The organism is Oleiphilus sp. HI0086, assembly GCF_001635225.1.
The window spans coordinates 1-5,295 of record NZ_LWFZ01000804.1 but is presented as its reverse complement, the minus strand read 5'-3'; the positions used below and the strand labels follow the sequence as shown (position 1 = coordinate 5,295).

5 protein-coding genes are annotated in these 5,295 nt (G+C 41.6%); all 5 read right to left on the bottom strand.

Annotated features, from left to right (window positions below; all coding sequences use genetic code 11):
- Window positions 1-57 precede the first annotated feature (57 nt).
- Entirely contained in the window at window positions 58-462 is a 405-nt protein-coding gene (locus A3756_RS29270) for a F0F1 ATP synthase subunit I (RefSeq protein WP_068507305.1), read from the bottom strand.
- Window positions 463-793: 331 nt separating this feature from the next.
- On the bottom strand, window positions 794-1,660 hold the full coding sequence (locus tag A3756_RS14220; RefSeq protein ID WP_068507307.1) for a ParB/RepB/Spo0J family partition protein: 867 nt from the start codon (window positions 1,658-1,660) through the stop codon (window positions 794-796).
- 66 nt (window positions 1,661-1,726) lie between these two features.
- A complete protein-coding gene (locus A3756_RS14215; protein WP_068507309.1) occupies window positions 1,727-2,527 on the bottom strand; it encodes a ParA family protein in 801 nt (266 codons plus the stop codon).
- Window positions 2,528-2,571: 44 nt separating this feature from the next.
- The gene (rsmG, locus tag A3756_RS14210; protein WP_156490478.1) at window positions 2,572-3,222 is read right to left on the bottom strand and encodes a 16S rRNA (guanine(527)-N(7))-methyltransferase RsmG; all 651 of its coding nucleotides are present in this window, start codon (window positions 3,220-3,222) and stop codon (window positions 2,572-2,574) included.
- Window positions 3,223-3,257: 35 nt separating this feature from the next.
- Window positions 3,258-5,153, bottom strand: a complete 1,896-nt coding sequence (gene mnmG, locus A3756_RS14205; protein WP_068507310.1) for a tRNA uridine-5-carboxymethylaminomethyl(34) synthesis enzyme MnmG — start codon at window positions 5,151-5,153, stop codon at window positions 3,258-3,260.
- Window positions 5,154-5,295 lie beyond the last annotated feature (142 nt).

Below are 5,295 nucleotides of genomic sequence, written 5' to 3'. Positions count from 1 at the left end.
GTTAGACTATCGCCTGCCATAGTTAAGGGCCTACATTATAGAGTTAAAAATTCTAAATTATGCTTTGTGTGAGTTCGGCTTACTTACTAAGAGAGCCGAGAAACAGTTCATCACTAAAACACTGATAAAGGTGGAGTAAAGTGCTAAGTAATCCAGAGGCTCTACAAACTTGAATATAAGTCCGAAGCTCAGTGCAATGATTACTAATTTGGTGCTCTCACCTTTATAAAAATTTATAACTATTTTTTGGATTGACCGAGCGCCACTGTACAAAAACGCTTTAACACCAAAATATAGTTGTGGGATAACAAATATAACCCCACCCAATAGCGAAGAGTATGCCGCAACGCTTCCGCTAACTAAATAGTACCCTGCGCAAATGACACTCGTAAGAGCCATCTGAGCAATAAAAATCTTGTAAATCGGCGGCTTATTTATGTCAGCCTTTTTTCTACTGTTCATTAATCTTGCCTGCTACATTGCTACCTTTTGATGTCACTGCGCTGTAGTTAGCAGATATCTTCCTTAATTACCTTCGACTTAAGATACAGCCATTAAGTTGCTGTTCTTTTAAGACATTTTGTTATCGTTAGCTCTTGTTTTTATTTTTCTTTAGTCTTATCGAGTCGCGGCGCTTAACATTCATTCTCGCCATTTTTCTTCTTCGGCCTAATCAGGCCTCTCGAAGCGTGGCAGATTATAGGGGTTATAATCTGTGCATTCAACCGCTCTAGGGATGAATATTCACTTAAGTTACAAAAAAGAATCGATTATTTTTCGATCAAGTTAGATTTCACTTGATATGAGTCAAAATTCCATCTAACTCATCAAGAGAATTATATTTAATCACTAGCTTACCTTTGCCTGTATTTGAATGCTGAACACTCACTTCTGCACCTACTTTTTCAGATAGATCTTCTTGTAAGCGTGATATATCGGCATCGGGTTTTGGCTTAGCTGCTTTATTTGTAGGCTTGTCTTCTATTAGGCGACGGACGAGTGCTTCGGTCTGTCGTACTGAAAGCGACTTCAACTCAACCTGACGAGCCACAATTATCTGTCGCTCGGTATCTAACGATAACATCGCTCTGCCATGGCCCATCTCCAAGTCGCCATGCTCTAGCATCAACTTTACTTCATCTGTTAGGTTGATCAGGCGAAGCAAGTTAGTCACGGTTGACCTCGATTTACCAACGGCTTCAGCTACTTCGCTTTGGGTAAGTTCAAACTCATCTTGCAAACGCTGTAAAGCGGTGGCTTCTTCCATTGCATTAAGGTTTTCACGCTGAATATTCTCGATAAGCGCCATTGCAACAGCCGCATCATCTTCAACATCACGAATAATTGCGGGGACTTTATCGAGCTGAGCGATTTGTGCTGCCCGCCAACGCCTTTCGCCCGCAATAATTTCATAGGAGTCTTCGCCACGAGAACGAACCACTATCGGCTGCATAATACCTTGCTGTCGAATTGACTCGGCGAGCTCTTCGAGTGCATCAGGATCCATGTCACGACGAGGCTGATATTTACCTCGTTTTAGAAACTCAACTGGAAGTTGCTTAAGGTCTCCATCGTTTTCAACTTCTTTTTTAAAGTCGACATTTGAGCCCTTGAGTAAAGCGCTTAAACCTTTTTCCCCTAAACCTCGTTTCTTTGCCACGTATTTTCCTACTCACTTAGTAACGCTTGATGATGACCTTTAAAAGTCATGAGCTTAATTATTGTTTTATGCTTCAGCCAAGTCGGCTTTTTTTGCTGCTGCTTTGTTCTTTCTGACGATTTCACCGGCCAATGCCAAATATGCAATCGCACCTTTTGAAGCTTTGTCATAATGTAATGCTGACATACCGTGACTGGGTGCTTCCGCTAGTCTTACATTTCTTGGAATTGCGACTTTATATAGCTGTTCACCGAAATATTCCTGAAGTTCATCAGATACATCTCTGGTTAAACTATTCCTTGGGTCATACATAGTACGAAGTATGCCGGAAATTTCTAACTTCGGATTGATGGTTTCTCTAATCTGCTCAACCGTATTCATTAATGCGGCCAAGCCTTCTAGCGCATAATATTCGCATTGCATTGGAATGATAACGCCGTCCGACGCTGATAAGGCATTAACGGTTAGCATATTTAGAGAAGGAGGACAGTCGATCAAGACGAATTCATAATCATCACGAATAGATTTTAAGGCTTGCTTCAGTCTATGTTCACGGCCAATCTCATTAAGGAGCTCGACTTCCGCTGCAGTCAGATCGCCATTGGAAGGAATAACATCGTATTTACCAACGACTGAACGCGTAATGACCTCTTGAACATCGGCCTTTTTGGTCAGTACATCATAGGCCGTATATTCAATTTCATTCTTGCTGATCCCGCTACCCATAGTTGCGTTTCCCTGCGGATCAAGATCAATAAGGAGAATTCTGCGTTTGGTCGCAGCCAGCGATGCAGCAAGATTTACAGTGGTGGTCGTTTTTCCAACCCCCCCCTTCTGGTTAGTAATCGCATAGATTTTCGCTGGCACTGTGTAACCCTCACTTATAGACGCTTTCAATAGCAATATGCTTATTACGCTGAAGTTTTCTCTATGATAATTAAATGCCTGTCCTCTTCACAAGCGGGAACACATAACTTAATTGCGTTTTTAACATGATAATCTATTGGCAGTGCATTAATCTCATCTTTTGGATGCAAACCTTTCATTGCTAAAAACTCACCCTTTTCAGTAAGTAAGTGCTTACATAGTTTTACCATATTATCTAGCGCTGTAAATGCGCGTGACATAATTTGGTCAAATTGTTTATCCTGCGCAACACTCTCTACACGTCCATGCACTATTTCGATATTGGCTAGCGAAAGTGTAATCTTACTCTGAGTCAAAAAGCGTGTCTTTTTACCATTGCTGTCGACCAGCAAAAAGCGCTTTTCTGGAAACAAGATGGCCATCGGTATACCGGGTAATCCAGGGCCGGTACCGATATCAGCGATGTCCTGACCTTTTATATAAGGAGCAATGCTAAGCGAGTCGACCAGATGTTTAATCAACATTTCTTCCGGGTCACGAATAGCCGTCAGATTGTAGGCTTTATTCCATTTGATCAATAACTCTAAATAGTCGAGTAAAAGGCCATTCTGCTCTTCATTTAGAGTAATACCTATTTTTTCTGCCGCGTCGCTTAGAATATTACTAAAGTTGGCACGTTGCGATGCATTGATCACGTCTATTCTCTTTTAAGATACGTGAAGTGCCGAAATCAGGCACTTTCATGTTTGATTGATTTAGATAAAGATTTTTTCTTCAGATATATGAGTACCAATGACACAGCAGCCGGTGTAATTCCCGGAATTCTAGATGCCTGGCCAATTGTTTCTGGTTTAACCTCTAATAGTTTTTGCTTAATCTCATTGGATAGACCAGAAATTCCATCATAATTGAAATCGATTGGCAGCTTGGTTAATTCATTCTTTCTTAAACGATCAATCTCATCCTGTTGACGACTGATATAACCATCATACTTGGTTTGTATTTCAATCTGTTCAGCAACAGCATTAGAAATTGTTGGATCACCGTTTATTTCAGCAATACTTTGATAATTGATTTCAGGACGCTTTAGCAAGTCACGAAGGCTGTATTCTCTCGAAATAGGTCGATCAAAATATTTGTCAGCAATCTTCCCACCTTCTGAGCCAGGTTGCACCCAAGTTGTTTTTAGACGCTCTGTTTCTTTCTCGATTGCTTCGCGCTTGCTTGAGAATTGTGACCAGCGCTCATCACCTACAAAACCTAAATTACGTCCGATCTCAGTTAACCTTAGGTCAGCATTATCTTCGCGTAGTAACAAACGGTATTCAGCACGGCTTGTAAACATACGGTAAGGCTCACTGGTTCCTAGTGTAATCAGATCATCAACCAGTACTCCGATATAAGCTTCATCTCGACGAGGGCACCAAAGCATATCACCACTTGCTTTCAACGAAGCATTCATACCAGCAAGTAAACCTTGGGCACCGGCTTCTTCATAACCAGTTGTGCCGTTAATTTGGCCAGCGAAAAACAAGTTCTCGATAAACTTTGTCTCTAGGCTTTGTTTCAAGTCTTGAGGGTTAAAGAAATCGTACTCAATTGCATAACCAGGCCGCGTAATATGTGCTTTCTCGAAGCCCTTCATTGAACGCACTAAGTCAATTTGCACATCAAAGGGCAAACTAGTTGAAATGCCGTTTGGATATAACTCATGCGTTGTCAGCCCTTCAGGCTCGACGAAAATCTGGTGGGAGTCTTTATCTGCAAAACGATTAATTTTATCTTCAATAGAAGGGCAGTAACGTGGGCCTGTTCCTTCTATGATGCCTGTAAACATGGGTGAACGATCAAAACCTGAGCGAATAATCTCATGCGTACGTTCATTAGTATGGGTTACATAGCAAGAAATCTGTTTTGGATGTTGTTCAACTGTGCCGGTATAAGACATTACCGGTAAAGGTGTATCACCTGGCTGTTCGTCCATTACGCTAAAATCAACTGAACGTGCATCAATTCGGGGCGGTGTACCCGTTTTTAAACGGCCAACACGAAAAGGCATTTCTCTTAAGCGTTTTGCCAATGCTATCGACGGTGGATCTCCCGCACGTCCACCTGAATGGTTTTCTAAACCAATATGAATAACACCGCCTAAAAAGGTTCCAGTTGTCAAAACAACGGTCTTTGAATGGAAGCGAACTCCCATATTGGTGACAACGCCACAAGCCCGGTCATTTTTAACAATCAAGTCATCAGCCGATTGTTGGAAGATATCCAGGTTTTCCTGGTTTTCCAGGGTTTCTCGAATTGCGGCTTTATATAAGATTCTATCTGTTTGTGCGCGTGTAGCTCTTACCGCTGGCCCTTTACGGCTATTCAGCACTCGAAATTGAATACCCGCCAAATCGGTTGCTCGTGCCATAGCACCATCTAGAGCATCGATTTCTTTAACAAGATGACTTTTACCAATACCACCAATTGCTGGATTGCATGACATTTGACCCAGCGTCTCGATATTATGCGTAAGTAGAAGGGTTGATGAGCCGCGACGCGCTGCGGCTAAAGCAGCTTCAGTCCCGGCATGTCCACCACCAATAACAATAACATCGTAATGTTTTGCGAAATCCACCTAGCATCCCCAGTCAAATAAAATAGCCGCGCATTATAAAGATTTGAGTGATAAATAGCAGCCTTTATAGTTTATTTTTTATACAGTTTTGCACTTATGACTCAAATTTTGAGTGTCTTAAAATAAATCTGTGTTCTTAATG